The organism is Pelomonas cellulosilytica, from assembly GCF_021353265.1.
Taxonomy (GTDB): Bacteria; Pseudomonadota; Gammaproteobacteria; order Burkholderiales; family Burkholderiaceae_C; genus Pelomonas; species Pelomonas cellulosilytica.
In genome coordinates this window covers 192,834-210,802 of record NZ_JAJTWU010000004.1, presented here as the reverse complement: position 1 = coordinate 210,802, position 17,969 = coordinate 192,834, and the positions used below count along the sequence as shown (strand labels likewise).

Sequence of the window (17,969 nt, the reverse complement as noted above, 5' to 3'; positions counted from 1 at the left end):
GCCTCATGCAATTTCCTGAACTGCCGGCCCTGGCCGAGCCTCAACTCGCCGCGCGCGTCCAGCACGCGCTCGATCACAAGACCAAACCGCTCGGCGCGCTGGGCCGGATCGAGGCGCTGGCGCTGCAACTCGCGCTGATCCAGGGCGTCGAGCGGCCAGCGATGCGCGACCCGCAACTGGTCGTCTTCGCGGCCGACCATGGCCTCGCCCGTCGTGGTGTGTCGGCGTACCCGCGCGAGGTCACGCCGCAGATGGTCGCCAACATGCTGGACGGCGGGGCGGCCGTCTCGGTGCTTGCACGCCAGCAGGGTCTGGCGCTGACTGTTGCTGACTGCGGCGTCGATGCGCCGCTGGCGCCGGGCGCCCAGGACCTGCGCATCGCGGCCGGCACGGCCGACGCCAGCGCCGGCCCCGCAATGACGGCCGCCCAGGCCGCGCGCGCGTTGCACAACGGCCTGGCCCTCGTCGAGCGTCTGCCGGGCAACGCCTTGCTGCTGGGCGAGATGGGCATCGGCAACACGTCGGCCGCGAGCCTGCTGATGCAACGCCTGACCGGCCTGCCGCTGGCCGACTGCGTGGGCCGTGGCACCGGCGTGGACGACGCGGGTCTGGCCCGCAAGCTGGCCGTGCTGGCCGAGGCGCTGGCGGCCAACGCGTCGGCGCAGACACCGCTGGACGTCGCCGCGGCGCTGGGCGGCTTCGAGATCGTCACGATGGCCGGCAGCGTCATCGCCGCCGCAGCCCAGCGTCGCGTCGTCGTCGTTGATGGCTTCATCACGACGGCGGCCATCGCGCTGGCCGAGGCGCTGCGGCCCGGCGTGCTGGCGGCCTGTGTCTTCGCGCACCAGTCGGCCGAAGGGCCGCATGCACGCTGGCTGCAGCGGCTGGGCGTGCGCCCGCTGCTGGACCTGGACCTGCGCCTGGGCGAGGGCAGCGGTGCCGCGCTGGCCTGGCCGCTGTTGCCGGCCGCCTGCGTGCTGCTGTCGGACATGGCCAGCTTCGAGAGCGCCGGCGTCAGCAACCGCGAGCCGTGAGGCTCTTCCTCGTCGCACTGCAGTTCCTGACGCGTCTGCCGGTGCGGCTGGGGCGCTTCGAGCCGGCGTGGCTCAACGACTGCGTGCGGCATTTCCCGCTGGTCGGCGCGCTGGTCGGCGCGGTCGGTGCCGGCGCACTGGTTGGCGCGGCGCAGTTCTGGCCCGCGTGGGTGGCCGCAGTGCTCGCACTCGTGGCGACGGTGCTGCTGACGGGGGGCTTCCACGAGGACGGCCTGGCCGACACCTTCGATGCGCTGGGCGGCGTGGTCAGCCGCGATAAGGCGCTGGTGATCATGAAGGACTCGCGGCTGGGCAGCTACGGAGCGTTGGCGCTGGTGTTGTCCCTGCTGCTTCGTGCCGCGCTGCTGGCCGTGCTGGCGACGAGGCCGCTGGCCGGTGCCGTAGCGGCGCTGCTGGCCAGCCATGCACTGGCTCGCGGCGCAGCTGTAGGCGTCATGGTGAGCCTGCCTTATGGCGGCGACGTCGAGCACGCCAAGGCCAAGCCGCTGGCGCTCGCCGTCGCGCCGGGCAACTTCGCCATGGCCATAGGCTGGTGCGCGCTGCTGCTGGCCGCGTTGACCGTGGCCGGTGTGGACGTCGCGAAGCTGGTCGGCGCCGTCCTGTCGGCGACCTTCGTGGCGCTGCTGATGCGCCAGTGGCTGAAGCGCCGACTGGGCGGCTACACCGGCGACGGGCTGGGTGCGACCGAGCAGCTGGCCGAGATTGCCGTGCTGCTGGCCTTCACGGCGTCGATCTGATGTTCACGATCTGGCGTCACCCCAGGCCGCAAGGCGCTGAGGGACGCTGCATCGGCGGGCGCACGGACCTGTCGGTCGACCCGCGCAAGGCGAAGCGCCTCGCTCATCGCATCCGCGCCCATGCACGGCAGCTGGGCTTGCCGCGCGAGGTCGTCACGTCGCCGCTGCAGCGCGCTGCCGAAGTCGGGCGGTGGTTGAAGCGCTGGGGCTTTCGCTGGCGCGTCGATCCGGCCCTGGCCGAGATGGACTTCGGCCGCTGGGACGGCCTGGCCTGGAGCGCCATCCCGCACGCCGAGTTCCAGCGGTGGATGGCTGACTTCTGCGGCTTCGATTTCGATGGCGGCGAGTCGCTGGAGGCGCTGCTGGCCCGCGCCGCTGCCTGGCAGCCACCGTGCGCGCTGGCGGTGGGGCACGGCGGCTGGATCACCGCGCGCCACTGGCGAGGCGAGGCGCCTACACCCTCCCTCTGGCCAAAGCCACCGAGGTACTCCGAACCCACCCAAGGCGCGTAGCCGCCACCGTCCCTCCAGCGACTCCTGCAGATCCGGCTTTGCCGGTCTGCGCAGAGTTTCCCCGTGAGGGCGCCGGCGTAGCCGGTAGGGGGCTACTTCAACACCGTCTGCTGCATGAACAGCACCGTCGCGTAGAACTGGTAGTCCTGGTTTTCCTTGCGCTGGAAGCCGTGGCCCTCGTTCTCGGCGCGCAGGTACCACACCGGCGTGCCGCCTTCGCGCACCTTGGCGACGATCTGCTCCGCCTCGGTGTAGGGCACGCGCGGGTCGTTCTTGCCCTGCACGACGAACAGCGGCTTCCTGATCTTGGCGGCGTTGGTCAGCGGCGAGATGCGCTCCAGGTGCTCGCGCATCGCCGCGTCGCGTTCGTCGCCGTATTCGACACGGCGCAGGTCGCGGCGGTAACTCTCGGTGTTCTGCAGGAAGGTGACGAAGTGCGAAATGCCCACCACGTCGATGGAACCTGCGATCCGGTCGGCGTAGTGCGTCGACACGGCCAGCGTCATGTAGCCCCCGTAGCTGCCGCCGGTTACGAGCACGCGCGAGGCGTCGAGGTCCGGCTGCGTGGCGATCCAGTCGAGCAGCGCGCCGATGTCCTTGACCGAGTCCTCGCGCTTGAAGCCGTTGTCCATCGCCAGGAAGCTCTTGCCGTAGCCGGCAGAGCCGCGCACGTTGGGCTGGATCAGCGCCATGCCCAGCTCCTGCACGAAGTAGGCGTTGCGGCCGAGGAAGCCCACCTGGGCCTGCGACTCCGGCCCACCGTGGATGGAGATCAGCACCGGCCGCTTGCCGGTGAACCTGGCTGGCGGCGGCGTCAGCAGGCCTGAGATCGTCGCGCCGTCAAAGCTCTTCCAGCGCACGATCTTCTGCTCGGAGAACGTCGAGGTGTCGATGCCCGCGGGTGCCTGCGCGCGCGTCCAGGCCTGCACCTGGCCGTCGCGCGTGACCGAGTAGACCTGGCCTGGCCCCTGTGCATTGCTGACGGTGAAGGCCAGCTCGGCGCGCGCCGCAGCGTAGTCCGCATTGCCGACGTTGCCGGTGGGCAGGGCGGCGGCGGGCAGTTCCTTGCCGGAGGCGGTGTCGAAGAAATGCAGTTCGTGGCGGCCGTCGATGTTGAACTGAGCGGCCAGGCGGCTGCCGTCCTCGGTCAGCGTCACGTCGCTCGCATCCCACGGAATGTGGCTGCTGATGCGCTGGAAGCGGCCCGTCGCCAGGTCCAGCTTCATCAGCTCCTTGAACTCGCCGGCGCGGTCGCTGACGACCCACAGCGAGCGGCCGTCAACTGTCCAGCCCACGGCGGCATGAGTGGCGCGGGGCTCCGTGCTGCCAACGGCCGGGACCACCTGCTTGACCAGACCGCTGGAAATATCCAGCAGCCAGACCTGGGACTCGTTGGCCGACAGATAGCGCGTCAACGTGACGAGGCGCTCGTCGTGCGACGCGTGGCCCGCCGACCAGCCGCCGCCATCCAGCTCGACGAGCTTGCGCCGGCCCTCGGGCCTCTCGGGGTCTATCAGCCACAGCGTCGTCGTGACCTTGGCCCGCGTGCCGCCCTGGGCGGTGCGGTCGATGGGCACGGCGCTGTAGATCAGCTGGCCGCTCTTGCGCAGCCAGGTGTTCATCGCGTTGCGTTCGTTGGGGTGGGTCAGCAGCACCGGCTGGGCGCCCGGCTCGGTCAGTGGCAGGCGATATAGCTGGCCCACCTCGTTGCCGCCGGTGGCGCGCTCGAAGACCACATAGCGGCCGTTGCGCGGCTCGTAGGTGGCGCGCGTGACAGGGTCGGCGCTGTCGGTCAGCTGCTGCGGTTCGGCCAGCGGCGCGGTCACGCGGAACAGCTGGACCGTGTTGGCACCGGCCTTGCGGTGGCTGACGAGCATCTCGCGCTGCGCCGGATGCCAGTCTACGAAGGCGTGGCCGCGGAAGTCGTTGTAGCGGCTGACGGCATCGGCCAGGCGCTGGGGAACAGGCGGAATGTCCTGGACGACGAGATTGGCGTTGGGCGTGACGACGGCGTCCGGCGGCGTGGGCGCGGAGGCGCAGGCCGTCAGCAGCGTGATGCCGAGGGCGCAAAGCGAGAGTCTGATCATGGGCTGCATGCTGAAAAGAAGAATGGGCGCTTGTGGCGCCCATGCATTGTCCCGTTGAGTGCGGGACGTTCGGCGGTGCGGACCGCCGCTCAGGCCGTCTGCTGGATGCCGGCGATCAGCCAGCCTTCACCCGACTGCACCAGATGCCAGACCTCGTCGAATTCAACGGACCCGGACTCGCCGTCTTCCCGCACGAGGCCCGAGAAGCGCACCGAAACGATCTGCTGGCCATCCTCGTGGGCGACGTCGACGACGCTGGCATTCAGCGCCAGCACGTCAGTCCGCTGCGTCCGGCCGCCGCGCTCCAGCAGGTCGTGCTGGATGCTGGCGTACATCTGCGGCGTCGTGAAGCGGCGCAGGTCGGCCTGGTCGCCCGCGTCGTTGGCGGCCTGCAGGCGCAGGAACACCTGCTTGGCGATGCTCTCGAAGCCGGTCGCGTCGAAGCCTGCCGGTGCAGCAGACGTGCTCGAAGCGGCTGCCATGGGCTGCACAACCGCCGGCTGGAAGGCCGCAGCACCGTTCGGCACGCCGGCCAGCTGCATCTTGGGCCGGGCAAAGCGGCGGATCAGGAAGCCGATGACGACAAAGGCCAGCACGCCCAGCAGCAGCAGGGTCATGAAGTTGGCCAGTTCGGCGCCGAAGCCCAGATGGCTGGCCAGTGCCGCCAGCCCCAGGCCGGCGGCCAGGCCGGCCACGGGCCCCAGCCACGAGCGCTTGGGCGCGGCCGCGGCGGCGCCGGCCTGTTGGGGCGCGGCCGGCCTGGCGGGGGCCGCCTGCTGAGGCCCGGCGGGCTGGCCTGGCGGCGTTTGCGGCGCAGGTTGAGTGGGGACGCTGCGCTTCATGCCGCCGCCGCCCAGGCGCTTGGCGTCGGCGTCGTGGACAGGCAGCGCAACGGCCAGCAGGGCGGCAAGGCTGAGGGCAAGGATGCGGTTCACTTGGGTCTCCAGTTCAATGTGGGGCACATGCGCGCCCGACGCTGCATTTCAACCGCGCCGACGCCATGCCGCCAGCATCCTGGGGCTGAGCATTCCTCAGGGGAAAGCGAGGTGACGACATCCGCCGGCACGGTGTCATGCGTCGCGGACGTCGGCGATGACCTGCTGGCCGAAGTCCGGTCGCGCCAGGTAGCGCAGCACGGCCTCGGCCGTGGCGTCGGCGGTCTGCAGCTGGCCACCGTCCTTCAGGCCCTGGAAGCGTGACTGCTCGGGGAAGCGTTCGGGGTCGGCGCCGCGCAGCTGGACCTGCATGTCGGTGTCGATGACGCCCGGTGCCAGCGACACGACACCCACGTCCGGCGCCTCCAGCGCGAGCGCGCGGCTCAGGTGGTCCAGCCCGGCCTTGACGGCGCAATAGGCCGCGCTGCCCGCCATGGCCCGGCGGCCCAGGCCCGACGAGATGTTGAGGATGCGGCGCGTTGGCACGCCGGCGGTGCCGGCGAGGAAGGCGCGGGTCAGCAGCGCCGGCGCTTCCAGCCCCACGCGCAGCGCGGCGGACAGCGTTTGCAGCTCGGTCGCGGCCAGCGGGCCGGGCGGGCTCAGCAGCGCGGCGTTGTTGATCAGCGTGGCGCCGGCCCAGCCGGTGTGGGCCTGCAGCCAGGTCTGCAGGCGCTCGGCGGCGGGCAGGGGATCGGCGAGGTCCAGTGTCCACTGCTCGGTGGACAGCAGGGCGTGACGCTGTCGGGAAATGCCGATGACGGTGTGGCCCGCCGCGACGAGCTGCTGGGCCAGCGCGGCGCCGAGGCCGCGGGAACTGCCGGTGACGATGTAGAGCTGCATTCAGAACTCCGGTGGACTGGTGAAACGGTGGTCTCCGACGCGCAGCTCGCTGGCGTGCAGCAGCAGGCGCGGGCTGGCCGCGGCGATGTCGGGCGGCGCATACAACGCATCGCCCAGGATGGCATGGCCCAGCGCGGCCAGGTGCACGCGCAGTTGGTGGCTGCGGCCCGTGATGGGCTCCAGCACCACGCGGGTGTGCGGGCCGGCGGCGCCGAGCACGCGCCAGCGGGTCTGCGATGGCTTGCCGTGCTCGTGGTCCACCTGCTGGCGCGGCCGGTTGGGCCAGTCGGCCGCCAGTGGCAGGTCGATGAGCCCGTCGCCCTGCAGGCCACCGGCGACGATGGCCACATAGGTCTTGCCAACGCGGCGCCCGGCGAAGTCGGCGCTGAGCTCGCGCTGGGCCTTGGCGCCGCGAGCGAACAGCAGCAGCCCCGACGTGGCCTGGTCCAGCCGGTGCACGACGAGGGCGTCGGGGTAGAGCGCCTGTACGCGGACCGATGCGCAGTCCGCCTCCAGCCGGCCCGGCACGCTGAGCAGGCCGCTGGGTTTGTCGACGACGACCAGCCGGTCGTCCACATGGACGATGCGCATCACCGCGACGACACGACGATGCCCGTCGCGATCAGTGCGAACGCCGCGCCGTGGTACCAAGCCGGCAGCGAGCCCAGCAGCGCGGCCGAGATGATCGCGGCGAACACGGGCGTCAGGTTGACGAAGAAGCCCGCCACGGCCGGCCCGGCCTCAGCGACGCCCAGGCCCCAGCAGCGGTAGGCGATCAGCGACGGGCCGATGGCGACATAGGCCAGTGCCGCCACGAGCTCCGGGCTCCAGTGGATGGCGGCCGGTGCGACGACCTGTTCCACACCCGCTGACACGCCCGAGAACGCAACGCCGAACACCAGTTGGGCCATCAGGAACTCGGCCCACTGCCAGTCGGGCCGCTCGCCGATGCGCAGCCCCGGCGCCGGCCGCGCGAGCATCCACGAGTACAACGCCCAGGTGAAGATCGCGACGAGCATCAGCAGGTCGCCCGGCACGAAGTGCACGGCCAGCAGCGCGGTCGGGTCGCCGCGGGCGATGACGAGCGCCACGCCCGCGAGTGACAGCGCCGCGCCGGCCAGTTGCCGACGCGTGGGCTTCACGCCGTAGCCCACGGCACCGACCCCTAGCATCCAGACCGGCATGCTGGCTGCGATCAGCGTGACGTTCAGCGGCGACGACGTGTGCAACGCCAGGTACTGCAGCGCGTTGTAGCAGCCCATGCCGAGGAAGCCAAGCCACGCGAGGCCGCGCCAGCGCACCAGCATGTCCCCGGGCCGCCGCAGCACGCGGCGGGCGAGCGGCGCCAGCAGCACGAGGGCGAGCGTCCAGCGCAGCGCGTTGAACGTCATCGGCGGGATCGCCTCGCGCACCGCCCGGCCCAGCACCGCGTTGCCGGCCCAAAGCAGCGGCGGCAAAGTCAGCAGCAGGGCCAGACGTGGGGGCAGCTTCATTAACGGCGGTGCGCGGGGCAAAGGGCTGGCACGATACCGGACCTTGGCATCTGGAGAATTGAATGAGCGAGAAGGTGGCCGTCATCGAGGTCCCGGGCGGGCCGGAACAGTTGAAGATCGTGGACGCGCAGGTCGGCGAGCCGGGACCCGGCGAGATCCGCATCCGCCACGCCGCCTGTGGGCTCAACTACATCGACGTCTACCACCGCAATGGCGCCTACCCGCTGCCGCTGCCCGCCGCGCTGGGCATGGAGGGCTCGGGCATCGTGGAGGCGGTGGGCGAGGGCGTCACGCATCTGCAGCCCGGCGACCGCGCGGCCTATGCCAGCGCGCCACCCGGCGCCTACGCCACCGCCCGCGTGATGCCGGCCAAGGCGGTTTTGAAGCTGCCGGACGGCATCGACTTCGAGACCGCCGCGGCCATGATGATCAAGGGCCTGACCGTGCAGTACCTGCTGCGCAAGACCCTGCCGCAAGGTGGCCTGCAGCCGGGCGACCATGTGCTCTTCCATGCCGCGGCGGGCGGCGTCGGGCTGATCGCGTGCCAGTGGGCACGGGCGCTGGGCCTGCAGCTGATCGGCACGGCGGGCAGCGACGAGAAGTGCGCGCTGGCGCTGGAGCATGGCGCCGCCCATGCGATCAACTACCGCCGCGACACCGACTTCGCCGCGCGCGTGCGCGAGATCACCGGCGGCCGCGGCGTGAAGGTCGTCTACGACTCGGTGGGCGCCGACACATGGGAGGGTTCGCTGAACTCGCTGGCGCCGTTCGGCCTGCTGGCCAGCTTCGGTGGCGCGTCGGGGCCGGTGCCACCCGTCAACATCGGCACGCTGGCGACCAAAGGTTCGCTGTACGTGACGCGCCCGACGCTCTTCACCCACATCGCCACGCGTGAGGGCGCCCAGGCCATGGGCGACGAGCTGTTCGCGATGGTGGGATCCGGCCAGGTCAGGATCCGCATCGACAAGCGCTACGCGCTGGCCGACGTGGCCCAGGCGCACCGCGACCTGGAAGCGCGGCAGCTGACCGGCAGCGCCGTGCTGCTGCCGCCGCAGGGCTAGGCTGCTTTCTGGTCGGGCGTGGCGCGCTCGACAGCCTCGGCGATGTCCGGCATCTGGGCCATGCGGCCCAGCGAGATCTCGAACCGGAAGCTGGAGCCCACGCCAGGCTCGCTGTCCACGCGCACTTCACCGCCCATCAGCGCGACGAGGCGCTGGACGATGGTCAGGCCCAGGCCCGTGCCGCCGTAGCGGCGCGTGATGCTGCCATCGGCCTGCGTGAACGGGTCGAAGATCTGGGCGATCTGCTCGCGCGTCATGCCGATGCCGGTGTCGGTCACGGCCAGGCTCAGGCGCAGGCGGTCGTCCGCCTCGTCGGGGCGGGCCTCGCCCGGCGAGATTTCCACGCGCACTTCGCCGCGGTCGGTGAACTTCAGCGCGTTGCCGACGAGGTTGATCAGCACCTGGCGCAGCCGCAACGCGTCGCCCACCAGCCAGACCGGCACCTCCGGCGCCACGACGACATGCAGCTGGATGCCCTTGTCATGCGCCTGGAGCAGCAGCGGTTGAAGTGACTCATTGAGGCAGTCGTGCAGGTCGAAGGGCTGCTCGTCGATGACGATGCGGCCGGCCTCGATCTTGGCCACGTCCAGCAAGTCGTTGATGATGGTCATCAAGCCCTTGGCTGACTGGTGTGCCATGCCGATGAAGCGGCGCTGGCGGTCGGTCAGCTCCGTCTGCAGCACCAGCTCCGTCAGACCCAGCACGCCGTTCATCGGAGTGCGGATTTCGTGGCTCATGTTGGCGAGGAAGCTGCTCTTGGCCTGGCTGGCGGCCTCCGCGGCCTCGCGCGCGGCGACGAGCGCGGCCTGGCTGGCTTTGAGGTCGGCGATGTCACGCGCATTGAGCAGCATGACCGTGTCGCCCGTGACCGGGTCGCGCATCGGACGCGCGTCCAGCGCATGCCAGCGGGGGCCGGCGAGCGTCAACAGCTCGGCGTCCTGCCGGCAGGCCTCGCCACGCTGGACGCGTGACAGGATGCCGGCCGCGTCGTTCCAGTGGGCGAACAAGCGGCTGAACTCGCTGCCGCCCTGGGGCGGTGGTGTGTCGCCGAAGGTGAGGGCGGCGGCGGGATTGCGCATCAGCAGCTCACCACCGTCCAGCCCGAACACGGCGATGCGGACCGACGTGTGTTGCAGCGCCTCGACGCCGCGCAGCATGGCCAGGTCAGCACCGCCCCCGAGCGAGTCGGCGGCGAACAGCATGACCTGACGGCGGTCCGGCGTGCGCATGCCGCGCGAGACCAGCATCACCGTTGTCGGTTCGCCCTTGGGGTAGAGCGTCCACATCTCTCGGACGATCTTTCCTTGGGCATGGTCCGCCGCGGTGACAGCCAGGCGCTCCTGCACGGCGTCACCGTGCTCCGTGAAATCCCGGGACAGGAACTCCTCCGCGCTGTCGGCATGCCAAAAGCGCAGCGCCGCGGCATTCGCCCACAGGTTGCGCTGGCGTTGGGGGTCGAAGACCCAGAGTGGGACATCGAGCCAGTCGTAATGGCTCAGGCTGGCGAAATCGAGGAGCATTGGGCGTCGTGGGCGAGCCCGGAATTGTCACATCTCGTGACGTCTCTAACCGTGAAGTCCTGCGCGTGAAGCCTCGGGCGCTGGGTCGGCGAGCGCGTCGCGGTAGGCATGCCAGCTCGCATGCCCCAGCCAGGGGCCGACGACAAGCAGGCCGGCGAAGAAAGGCAGCATCGCCAGCACAACGAGTCCGCCCAGCAGCACGGCCCAGAACAGCATGACCAGCGGTTGCGTCAGGCACAGCTTCAGGCTGGCCAGACCGGCGCTGACGGCATCGGTGTCGCGGTCCAGCAGCAACGGCATTGCGATGACGCTGATGCCATAGATCAGCCCCGCGAAGACCGCGCCGACGGTCAGGTAGGCGGCGATGAAACCGAGGTGGTCGGCGCTGAGCAGCTTGGCCAGCGAGCCGGCGAAATCCGGCATGCCGTTGAAGGTGACCGCGAAGACAATCAGTGCCGCTCGCCCCCACAGCATCTCGAGGATGAGCAGCACGAAGCCGAAGATGGCGATCTGCCGCACGTTGGCCAGCCAGGCGCCCAGCGCATCCTCGATGCTGGGCCGCTCGCCGCGCTCCAGCCGCAGGCTGACCTGGTAGAGGCCCAGGCACAGCAGCGGTCCGAGCAGCAGGAAGCCGGCGCACAAAGCCAGCGTGTAAATGGGCGCGTGCCGGAACACCATCAGCACGGCCAGGCCCATCAACGCAAAGCACGCGCCGAAGAAGGTACCGATGGCCGGCGCCCGGCGCAGGTCGGCCCAGCCGAGCCGCAGCCACTGCAGCGGCGCCGACAGCGGCAGCCGCTTCAACCGCGGTCCGAGCTCGACCGTGGGTTCGGGAACGTAGGGGACGTAGCCGGGTGGGTCAGGTGCGGCGGACACGGCGGAGTTCATCCAGGATCAACAGGATGGCGCCGATGGTGATCGCACTGTCTGCGACGTTGAAGGCGGGGAAATACCAGCCGCCCGCGTGAACCTGGATGAAGTCGACCACGTAGCCGTGGATGGCGCGGTCTATGACGTTGCCCAAAGCGCCGCCCAGGATGAGCGTCAGCGCCCAGGCGAACACTTTCTGGTGGCCGTGGCGGCGCAGCATCCAGGTGATGAAGGCCGCCGCGGCCAGCCCCAGCCCGAGGAAGAACCAGCGCTGCCAGCCCGAGGCCCCGTGCAGGAAGCTGAAAGCCGCGCCGTAGTTGTGGGCGCGCACCAGGTCGAAGAAGCTGGTGACGGGGTGGACGTCACCCAGCCGGAAGGCGCCGATGATGAGGATCTTCGTGAACTGGTCGGCCACGATGATGAGCGTGGCGATCAGCAGCCACTGCAGCAGACCGGCGTTGGACGCGTTCTTGCCCGCCATCGTCAGGCCACCTTGCGGACTTCGCCCGCGCCATAGAGGTTGCTCTCGCAGCGGCCGCACAGCGTCGGATGCTCCGGGTTGCGACCGACGTCGGCGCGGTAGTGCCAGCAGCGCTCGCACTTGGCGTGGGCGCTGGGCGTGACGGTCACGCCGAACTCCGCCGCCGACACCAGCTTGACCGCCGACGTGATGAACACGAAGCGCAGGTCGTCGCCCAGGCTGGCGAGCAGGGCCTGGTCCTGCTCGTTGACCTGCAGCACCAGTTCGGCCTGCAGCGATGCGCCGACGGCGCCGGTCGTGCGCACGGCCTCGATGGCCTTGTTGACCTCGTCGCGGATCTCGTGGATGCGCTGCCACTTGGCCAGCAGGTTGGCGTCGGTCGCGCCGAAGTCCCAGTAGGTTTCAGTGAAGATGCTGTCGCCCTTGGCGAACACGGCCCAGGCCTCCTCGGCGGTGAAGCTGAGGAAGGGTGCCATCCAGCGCAGCATGGCGTGCGTGATCTGCCACAGCGCGGTCTGCGCCGAGCGGCGGGCCAGGCTCTTCGGCGCCGTCGTGTAGAGGCGGTCCTTCAGCACGTCCAGGTAGAACGCGCCGAGGTCTTCGGAGCAGTAGACCTGCAGCTTGGCGACGACCGGGTGGAACTCGTAGCGCTCAAAGTGCGCCAGGATCTCTGTCTGCAGCTCGGCCGAGCGGGCCAGCGCGTAGCGGTCCACCTCCAGCAGCTCGGCCGGCGCGACGGCGTCGGCGGCGGGATCGAAGTCGCTGACGTTGGCGAGCAGGAAGCGCAGCGTGTTGCGGATGCGGCGATAGCTGTCGACGACGCGGGCGAGGATCTTGTCGTCCAGGCCAAGGTCGCCGGAGTAGTCGGTCGCGGCCGTCCACAGGCGCAGGATCTCGGCGCCGTACTTGTCGGACACCGCCTGAGGCGCGACGACGTTCCCCTGCGACTTGCTCATCTTGCGGCCCTGGCCGTCGACGACGAAGCCATGGGTCAACAGGCCCTTGTACGGCGCACGGCCGTAGAGGGCGCAGGCGATCAGCAGCGACGAGTGGAACCAGCCGCGGTGCTGGTCGTGGCCTTCGAGGTACAGGTCGGCTTCCGGCCCGGTCTCGTGGGCGGCGCCCTTGTGGCTGCCCTTGAGCACGTGCTCGAAGGTGGAGCCGGAGTCGAACCAGACATCCAGGATGTCGTTGCCCTTGGTGTACTGCGCGGCCTCGGCGCCCAGCCAGTCGGCCGGGTCGAGCTTGGACCAGGCCTCGATGCCGTGCTGCTCGACGAGCTGGGCGGCGCGCTCGATGAATTCCAGCGTGTTCGGATGCGCTTCACCCGTGTCCTTGTGCAGGAAGATGGGCAGCGGCACGCCCCAGCTGCGCTGGCGCGAGATGCACCAGTCGGGCCGGCCGGCGATCATGTCGTGCAGGCGGGCGCGGCCATTCTCGGGGTAGAAGCTGGTCGCCTCGATGGCCGCGAGCGCCGTCTTGCGCAGGCTCTGCGGCGCCTTGTCGGTCGTGAACAGGCCGTCGCCTTCGTCCATGCGGACGAACCACTGCGCCGCGGCGCGGTAGATGACCGGCGTCTTGTGGCGCCAGCAGTGCGGGTAGCTGTGGGTGATCTTGCTTTGCGCCATCAGCCGGCCCGCATCCAGCAGCGCCTGCGCGATGACCGGGTTGGCCTTCCAGATGTGCTGGCCGCCGAACAGCGGCAGGTCGGCGGCGTAGGCGCCGTTGCCCTGGACCGGGTTCAGGATGTCGTCGAAGGCGAGGCCGTGGGCGACGCAGCTCTGGAAGTCGTCCAGGCCATAGGCGGGCGCGGAGTGGACGACACCGGTGCCATCGTCGGCGGTGGCGTAGTCGGCCAGATACACCGGGCTTTCGCGGTCGTAGCCCGGGTGGACGTGAGCCAGCGGGTGCTTGAACTTCAGCAGCTCCAGCTTGCGGCCTGGCACGACGGCGACGACGCTGCCTTCCAACTGCCAGCGCGCCAGGCACTTCTCCACCAGCGCCTCGGCGACGACGAAGTAGCCCCTGGGCGTGTCGACCAGCGCGTAGGGCAGCTCGGGGTTCAAGTTCAGCGCCTGGTTGGCCGGGATGGTCCAGGGCGTCGTCGTCCAGATGACCGTGAATGCTTCCTTGGCGAGCGGCGCGACGCCGAAGGCGGCGGCCAGCTTTTCGGGCTCGGCGCTCAGGAAGGCCACGTCGACAGCCGGACTCTGCTTGTCGGCGTACTCGATCTCGAACTCGGCGAGTGACGAGCCGCAGTCGAAGCACCAGTACACGGGCTTCAAGCCGCGGTAGACGAAGCCGCGCTCGAACATGCGCTTCAAGACGCGGATTTCGCCGGCCTCGTTGGCGAAGTTCATCGTCTTGTACGGATTTTCCCACTCGCCCAGCACGCCCAGCCGCTTGAAGTCCGAGCGCTGGCCGTCGATCTGCTCGGTGGCGTAGGCGCGGCTCTTGGCCTGCACCTCGTCGCGCGGCAGGCCGCGACCGAAGGTCTTCTCGATCTGGTTCTCGATCGGCAGGCCGTGGCAGTCCCAACCGGGGATGTAGGCCGCGTCAAAACCGGCCAGCTGCCGCGCCTTGACGATCATGTCCTTGAGGATCTTGTTGGCGGCGTGGCCGATGTGGATCTGGCCATTGGCGTAGGGCGGGCCGTCATGCAGAACGAATTTCGGCTTGCCGCAGCGGGCGTCGCGAAGCCGCTTGTACAGGCCTTGCTCCTCCCAGGCCTTGACCCAGCCCGGTTCGCGCTTGGGCAGGTCGCCGCGCATCGGGAAGGGCGTGTCGGGCAGGTTGAGCGTGGAGCGGTAGTCCGGGGTGGTCATGGCGTGCGGCCAGACGGAAGGTCTGGCGGTTCGGAAGCGGGGAGGGCGGAGCGAAGAGCGGCGGGGGGCGCCGCTTCAAATTCGGTCGCGCGTGGTCTGGCGGCTGACCTTGGCGTGGGTGGCCAGGAAGGCGCGTGCTGCCGCAGTGTCGGCAGCGATGGCGGCGGTGAGCGCCTCCAGCCCGTCGTACTTGGCTTCGTCGCGGATTTTGTGCAGCAGTTCCACGTGGGCGAGTTTACCGTAGCCCCCCTCGGCCCCCAGGTGCCAGGCCAGGCAATGCACCTCCAGCAGCACGCGCCCGGCGTCTTCGACGGTGGGTCTGTTACCGAGGCTGGCCACGCCCGGCAGCGGCTCGGGCGCCAGGCCGTGGACGAGCACCGCGAAGATGCCGTGGGCGGCGGGCTTGTCGTGGCCGAAACGCAGGTTGAGCGTGCGGAAGCCGTCTGCTGCGCCGGGCGTGCTCTCGCCGAGCTGCCGGCCGAGCTTGCGCCCGTGCGTGACGTGGCCGGAGATCGTGTAAGGGCGACCCAGCAGCCGGGCCGCGGCCGCCATGTCTCCGCGTGCGAGCGCCTCACGCACCGCGGAGCTGCTGACGCGCAGGCCGTGGACCTCATAGCTCATCATGCGGGCCACGTCGAAGCCGCGGGCGCGGCCGGCGGCGTCCAGCGTCGCGTAGTCGCCCTGGCGCTTCGCGCCGAAGCGGAAGTCGTCACCGACCAGCACGTACCGGGCGCCCAGGCCTTCGACGAGCACCTGGCCGATGAAGTCCTGCGGTGGCAGGCCGGCGAGTGTCTCGTCGAAGCGCAGGATGACGACCTGGTCGATGCCGCAACGCTCCAACTCGCCGAGCTTGTCCCGCAGCGTGGCGATCCGGGATGGCGCCAGTTCCCGCTTGCCGGACTTGGCGGCGAAGAAGTCGCGCGGATGCGGCTCGAACGTCAGTACGCAGGTCGGCAGGCCGCGGTGGCGAGCCTCGGACTGCAACAGCGCCAGCATGGCCTGATGGCCGCGGTGCACGCCATCGAAGTTGCCGATGGTCAGCGCGCATGCGGGCGCTATACCCGGATGGTGGAAGCCTCTAAAAACTCGCATGGACCTCATTGTCCCCACACGTCGGCGGGGCTGGCGATCCAGCGCCACTCGCCAGGCTTCAGGTCATCCGGCAAACGCAGTGCGCCGAACTGCGGCCGGTGCAGGCCCTCCACCCGGTTGCCGACTGCGGCGACCATGCGCTTGACCTGGTGGAACTTGCCTTCTATCAACGTCAGCCTCAGCAGCGTCTCGTCGACGATCTCGGCCGCCTCGGCTTTGCTGACCTCGGGCGGGCGCTGGAACTTGCCTTCGGGCTCGCGCAGTTCGACACCGGCGAGCAACTGCTCGGTCATGGCTGCCGTCAGCGGGTGTTTGCAGCGGGCCTCGTAGACCTTGGGCACATGGTGCTTGGGCGACGTGAGCTGGTGGATCAGCGTGCCGTCGTCCGTCAGCAAGAGCAAGCCGGTCGTGTCCTCATCGAGCCGGCCGATCGGCTGTACGCCGCGCTCGCGCAGCGGCGCGGGCAGCAGGCTCATGACGCTCGGGTGGTGCTTGGGCTTTTGCGAGCACTCGTAGCCGGCCGGCTTGTTCAGCAGGATCAGCGCCTTGTCAAACCAGGGCCACTCGGTGCCGGCAACGGTAAACCGCAGCCCGGCCGTCTCGAACTCCGCATCCGGGTCGTCGACGATCTCGCCGTTGACAGCGACTTCGCCGTTCCACACAAGGCCGGTACACAGCCGGCGAGTGCCGAAGCCCTGGCTGAACAGGATCTGGGAGAGACGCTGCTTCAAGGCTTGACCTGGGATTTCATGGGTTGGATGTCACCGCAATCGGCGCCCAGCCAGCGGCCCTCGCCGCTGATGCGCATGGTCTCGGTCTTGCCCTGGCTGGGGCGCCGCACCGTCACATCGTTCGTGAAGCCTTCGCTTCCTTTCAGCGTGACGGTTGCGTCGCCCTCGGAGGCGGGGTTGGTGCAGACGAAATGGGTCTGGATGACGTTGCCGCTGCGCTTGACGTCCTGCGTGCAGTTGCCCTGGTTGGTCATCGGCGCGATGTTGCGTTCGGCTTGTTCCTTCGTGACGCAGGTCCGGACCGAGAGCGTGCCGCCGTTCATGTTCACGCTGACGCCCCGCTGGGCCATCATCTGTTCCATCAGCTTGCGCTGATCGGGCGGCATGTTCTCCATGGCCTTCTGGGCCTGGGCCATCTGCGCCTGGTGGGCGGCGTCGAGCTGGGGCGTCTGCTTGAACTCCCAGAGTCCGGGCTTCATCGTCTGGGCCTGCGCAGCACCGGCCAGGCCGGCGACTAGCAGCACAACGGGGAATTTCATCGGCAACCTCCATGGTCGGGCGAACAACCCGGGAGTGTCCCGCATCCGGCGGTGCGTCTGGCGCAGGTGCGTCGCCTTCTCTCGAGCCGCGGGCCGAAAAGCAAGAAGGCACTCCGAGGAGTGCCTTCTTGTGGGACGGTATGCCGGATCAGGCGCTGGCCTTCACCTGGCGACGGCGCAGGCCGGCGACACCCAGCAGCGCGACGCTGGTCAGCGCCAGCGTGGCAGGCTCGGGCGTCTTGGACGTCGTGCCGCCGCAGACGCCCTTGGAGTCGACGGTGCTGGTGCACTTGGTGCCGGCCACGGAGTACAGCTTGAAGTAGTCGCCGCCGTTGTCCAGGCTGCCTCGCGATTCGGAAGCCGTCTGGCTGAAGCCCGAGTTGTAGGCACTGATCAGCCACCAGCTCGACGTCTTGCCGGATGAATTGACCAAGTTGTACGGATTGCTCGTGTCGGTGACCATGTCGCCGTAGTTGCCGACCAGCTCCCAGCCCGCCATCGCGGTGGAGGATTGGCCGACCAGCGGCGTCGGATTGCCCGTAGGCGTGCCGGTTCCGGTCCAGCGGAACAGGGAGACGTCGACCTGCGTCTGGCCGTTCTGCACCAGCGACCAGCCGCTGCCCAGGCTAGAACAGCTCTGGTCATTGGCCAACGTCTTGGAGGCCTTGGTTGTCGAGTTGTAGCAGGTGCCGTTGGACGTGTAGCCCAGGCCGATGCTGGTCAGCACGGTGCTGGCGCCGAATTTCAGCAGCACGGCTTCGGTGTTGCCGTTGTTGTCCAGCGCATGGTTGGGCGTCTGGCTGCCGTCCGAGCTCATGCCCTGGCCGTTGTACTGATACCAGCTCAGCGACGCAGCCGTCCAATTGCCGTTGACGGCGCCGGTCGACGTGTTGTTGGTGGTGTAGACCCCGCTCAGCGACAGCGTCGGGTCGCCGCCGTTGGTGCCCGCGAGGTTGGTGACATTGGTCTGATCGAAGGTCCACACCGCGTGGGCGCTCGTCGACAGCAGTGCGGCGCAGGTGCCCAGGGCCATCAAGCTCCAGCGGATGTTTTGAATCTTCATCGTTGTTCCTTTGTTCGGTCGCCGGGCGGCGGAAGTCTCCGGCAACTTATTAGCAAAGCTGATGCCAGCGACGAAACTCTTTGCCGCACAAGGAGTTGCAATTCATGCCCCGCCTCGATGCACCAAAT

The 17,969-nt window shown here is 69.3% G+C and carries 17 protein-coding genes; 4 read left to right on the top strand and 13 right to left on the bottom strand.

The annotated features are described in order from the left end of the window. The first annotated feature begins 5 nt into the window (after window positions 1–5). From cobT to LXT13_RS11990, 3 genes are read left to right on the top strand one after another with little or no spacing between them, the layout of a single operon-like run. Entirely contained in the window at window positions 6–1,034 is a 1,029-nt protein-coding gene (gene cobT, locus LXT13_RS12000) for a nicotinate-nucleotide--dimethylbenzimidazole phosphoribosyltransferase (protein ID WP_233372163.1), read from the top strand. Continuing rightward, a complete protein-coding gene (cobS, locus tag LXT13_RS11995; protein WP_233372162.1) occupies window positions 1,031–1,792 on the top strand; it encodes an adenosylcobinamide-GDP ribazoletransferase in 762 nt (253 codons plus the stop codon). The genes cobT and cobS overlap by 4 nt, the downstream gene beginning before the upstream one ends. Then, window positions 1,792–2,304, top strand: a complete 513-nt coding sequence (locus LXT13_RS11990) for a histidine phosphatase family protein (RefSeq protein WP_233372161.1) — start codon at window positions 1,792–1,794, stop codon at window positions 2,302–2,304. Before cobS ends, LXT13_RS11990 begins: the two co-directional genes overlap by 1 nt. 92 nt (window positions 2,305–2,396) lie before the next feature. Here the strand turns inward: LXT13_RS11990 and LXT13_RS11985 are convergent, their stop codons facing one another. The 5 genes from LXT13_RS11985 to LXT13_RS11965 all read right to left on the bottom strand — a co-directional run bounded on the left by LXT13_RS11985 (window position 2,397) and on the right by LXT13_RS11965 (window position 7,659). Next, entirely contained in the window at window positions 2,397–4,391 is a 1,995-nt protein-coding gene (locus tag LXT13_RS11985) for a S9 family peptidase (protein WP_233372160.1), read from the bottom strand. A gap of 89 nt (window positions 4,392–4,480) precedes the next feature. Next, window positions 4,481–5,326 (bottom strand): Tim44 domain-containing protein, encoded by an 846-nt coding sequence (locus LXT13_RS11980; protein ID WP_233372159.1) that lies wholly within the window; start codon window positions 5,324–5,326, stop codon window positions 4,481–4,483. A gap of 135 nt (window positions 5,327–5,461) precedes the next feature. After that, the gene (locus LXT13_RS11975; protein WP_233372158.1) at window positions 5,462–6,166 is read right to left on the bottom strand and encodes an SDR family NAD(P)-dependent oxidoreductase; all 705 of its coding nucleotides are present in this window, start codon (window positions 6,164–6,166) and stop codon (window positions 5,462–5,464) included. Next, complete coding sequence (locus LXT13_RS11970) at window positions 6,167–6,757, bottom strand: pseudouridine synthase (RefSeq protein ID WP_233372157.1); 591 nt, start codon at window positions 6,755–6,757, stop codon at window positions 6,167–6,169. Beyond that, window positions 6,757–7,659 carry a DMT family transporter gene (locus tag LXT13_RS11965; RefSeq protein WP_233372156.1) on the bottom strand — a complete coding sequence of 301 codons (903 nt, stop codon included), beginning with the start codon at window positions 7,657–7,659 and terminating at the stop codon, window positions 6,757–6,759. The genes LXT13_RS11970 and LXT13_RS11965 overlap by 1 nt, the downstream gene beginning before the upstream one ends. 62 nt (window positions 7,660–7,721) lie before the next feature. Between LXT13_RS11965 and LXT13_RS11960 the strand changes: the two genes are divergently transcribed. After that, window positions 7,722–8,720, top strand: coding sequence for a quinone oxidoreductase family protein (locus tag LXT13_RS11960; protein WP_233372155.1), 999 nt, complete (start codon window positions 7,722–7,724; stop codon window positions 8,718–8,720). Here the strand turns inward: LXT13_RS11960 and LXT13_RS11955 are convergent. From LXT13_RS11955 to LXT13_RS11920, 8 genes are all read right to left on the bottom strand, one after another. Next, complete coding sequence (locus tag LXT13_RS11955) at window positions 8,717–10,240, bottom strand: hybrid sensor histidine kinase/response regulator (protein WP_233372154.1); 1,524 nt, start codon at window positions 10,238–10,240, stop codon at window positions 8,717–8,719. The genes LXT13_RS11960 and LXT13_RS11955 overlap by 4 nt on opposite strands. A 45-nt stretch (window positions 10,241–10,285) precedes the next feature. Continuing rightward, complete coding sequence (locus LXT13_RS11950; protein ID WP_233372153.1) at window positions 10,286–11,116, bottom strand: DUF2189 domain-containing protein; 831 nt, start codon at window positions 11,114–11,116, stop codon at window positions 10,286–10,288. Beyond that, window positions 11,100–11,591, bottom strand: a complete 492-nt coding sequence (gene lspA / locus LXT13_RS11945) for a signal peptidase II (RefSeq protein WP_233372152.1) — start codon at window positions 11,589–11,591, stop codon at window positions 11,100–11,102. The genes LXT13_RS11950 and lspA overlap by 17 nt, the downstream gene beginning before the upstream one ends. A gap of 2 nt (window positions 11,592–11,593) precedes the next feature. Continuing rightward, on the bottom strand, window positions 11,594–14,416 hold the full coding sequence (gene ileS / locus LXT13_RS11940; protein WP_233372151.1) for an isoleucine--tRNA ligase: 2,823 nt from the start codon (window positions 14,414–14,416) through the stop codon (window positions 11,594–11,596). A 75-nt stretch (window positions 14,417–14,491) separates the two neighbouring features. Then, window positions 14,492–15,508: a bifunctional riboflavin kinase/FAD synthetase gene (locus tag LXT13_RS11935; RefSeq protein WP_233372150.1), complete on the bottom strand. Its 1,017-nt coding sequence runs from the start codon at window positions 15,506–15,508 to the stop codon at window positions 14,492–14,494. A 5-nt stretch (window positions 15,509–15,513) separates the two neighbouring features. Further along, window positions 15,514–16,239: a 16S rRNA pseudouridine(516) synthase gene (locus LXT13_RS11930; protein WP_233372149.1), complete on the bottom strand. Its 726-nt coding sequence runs from the start codon at window positions 16,237–16,239 to the stop codon at window positions 15,514–15,516. Further along, the gene (locus tag LXT13_RS11925; RefSeq protein WP_233372148.1) at window positions 16,236–16,778 is read right to left on the bottom strand and encodes a DUF3617 domain-containing protein; all 543 of its coding nucleotides are present in this window, start codon (window positions 16,776–16,778) and stop codon (window positions 16,236–16,238) included. The genes LXT13_RS11930 and LXT13_RS11925 overlap by 4 nt, the downstream gene beginning before the upstream one ends. 148 nt (window positions 16,779–16,926) lie before the next feature. Continuing rightward, window positions 16,927–17,841, bottom strand: coding sequence for a PEP-CTERM sorting domain-containing protein (locus LXT13_RS11920; RefSeq protein ID WP_233372147.1), 915 nt, complete (start codon window positions 17,839–17,841; stop codon window positions 16,927–16,929). Between the last annotated feature and the right edge of the window lie 128 nt (window positions 17,842–17,969).